At 46.9% G+C, this 1,956-nt stretch carries 2 protein-coding genes and 1 pseudogene; all 3 read right to left on the reverse strand.

Going from position 1 to position 1,956, the window contains the following annotated elements; all coding sequences use genetic code 11:
* Nucleotides 1-203: 203 nt before the first annotated feature.
* Nucleotides 204-884 (reverse strand): efflux RND transporter periplasmic adaptor subunit, encoded by a 681-nt coding sequence (locus VXK47_RS16190; protein WP_435549820.1) that lies wholly within the window; start codon nucleotides 882-884, stop codon nucleotides 204-206.
* A pseudogene (locus tag VXK47_RS16195) lies at nucleotides 881-1,393 on the reverse strand (efflux RND transporter permease subunit); the annotation flags it as partial. The pseudogene VXK47_RS16195 and the gene VXK47_RS16190, both read right to left, overlap by 4 nt.
* Before the next feature lie 148 nt (nucleotides 1,394-1,541).
* The coding region (locus VXK47_RS16200; RefSeq protein WP_435549821.1) for a hypothetical protein at nucleotides 1,542-1,956 on the reverse strand (415 nt) is incomplete at its 5' end.

Raw genomic sequence — 1,956 nt, forward strand, 5'->3', positions numbered from 1 at the left:
TCTCCTATTTTAGGCGCAAACCCCAAATAATGGTGTTTTGCCATCAACTTGATATATTCTTGTTCCTCTTCCTTTAGAACCGGCCTTACCGTTATCGTTTGTAATGTCATGGATTTTGCCTCAATAATAATTTTGATCATCCTTCCTATACATTATTATTGGGACTTTGACCACTTGTTTGTTTAATTAATTGTAATTTTTTTTTATTGTTCAAAGAACAAAATAACCCTGAATTCAGTCCCATTGTTTGCGGAAATGAGCTGGCCTATATCAGTGTTGCGCGATGTAATCGTTCCGGAAAACGGGGCGGTAACACGGCTGAATTTTTTCAATTCTTCCAACTGCTGCAGATTCGCACGAACGGCTTCGACATCTGCCTTTTTAACGGCGTAATCCGCCTTTTTTTCCGCAGCTTCCTGCTTGCTGACACCCGAAATATTGAGCAATTCCGTCCAGCGGTCCGCGGTAATTTTCGCTAAATCCAGCGAGGCTTTTGCCTTATCCAGTTCGGCCCTGGCCTGCACAAGCTGGCGATCCAGTTCCGGCGTATCAATTTCTGCAAGTATTTGTCCTTTGGTAACCTGATCACCTATGTCAACAAACCAGTTTTTCAGATAACCGCTTGCTTGTGCATGAATCGAAGCCTGCATGAATGGCTGAACTTCAGCCGGCAAAGGAGTACCGAGATTCGATTCGGATGCTGCCGGTAAAATGACATCCACGGTCGGAATAGAATCAGCATGCATTTCTTCAAGTAATTTGTGCCGGTTAATCCGGCGCGGCACGAAGCCGATGATAAGGCCGATGATAACGAGCACAGCAACGATTCCGGCAATTCGCATCAAACGTATGGGAGGTGTGGGGGCAGTTGAATTTGAATTCATGGTGTTACCTTTTTTTCTGGTTGCGGCTTATGATTCCGGTGCATTAAACTGAAAACGACCGGTACAAAAAATAGTGTGGCAATGGTGGCGAAAACAAGACCTCCGATTACTGCTCGACCGAGAGGTGCGTTTTGTTCGCCTCCTTCGCCCAGGGCAAGGCTCATGGGCAACATGCCGATTATCATCGCAAACGCGGTCATCAAAACCGGACGGATGCGACCGACACCGGCTTCAAGCGCTGCCGAAACCGGATCGAGGCCGAGATTTAAATTTTCACGCGCGAACGTCACGACGAGAACCGAATTGGCCGTTGCTACGCCAAGGCTCATGATGGCGCCCATCAACGCCGGAACGCTTAAGTTCGTTTGAGACAAAAACAATCCCCATCCTACACCTGCGAGCGCACTCGGCAGTGCGGTGATGATGATGAACGGGTCAAGCCAGTTTTGAAAATTGACAACCAGCAGAAAATAAATCAGCACAATCGCGCCTACCAAACCAAGTAACTTGAGCGCATCGTTTCGGCCTGACCGCGTATTACAATGCTGCTTCCTCGCGGCAAGTCTTTTCGGATTTTTTCAACAAGCGGTTGGATATCACTTAATACGCCGTTCAGATCGCGACCGTCCACATTGCCGAAAACATCAATTACAGGGGTTACGTCATAATGCGAGATGACCGGCGATAAACGCGATGAAGAGTTGCAAGATTTGAGAGAATCTGTGCATTGCTGGTACCGCTTGTATTTAGTTTGCCGGCGCTGATCGGCATCGCATTAAGTTCCTGTATGGAATCCATTGCATATTCGGGTGCACGCACGTTTATAAGATATTGAACGCCGATTTTCGGGTCAACCCAATAAGATGGTTGCACCTGGCCGCTGCCGCTCAAGCCGAGCAAAATGGAATTAGCTACGTTTTGGGTACTGTCAAGTTTTTGTGTAAAATTTTTATCAGCCGGTTTTTGAAAGAATGGCAGATTCTCACGCACTTTTCCGATAGGGTTTGATTTCCAGTGTAACTCCATTTTAAGACAGATAAATGCCAGGAGAGTATAGCAGGCGTTCTCCCCG

This window comes from Desulfobacterium sp. N47 (assembly GCF_051233685.1).
Classification (GTDB): Bacteria; Desulfobacterota; Desulfobacteria; order Desulfobacterales; family RPRI01; genus RPRI01.

Excerpts from the sequence above, each read along its gene's own strand:
- VXK47_RS16190 (WP_435549820.1), bottom strand. The coding sequence starts at position 884 with ATGAATTCAAATTCAACTGCCCCCACACCTCCCATACGTTTGATGCGA.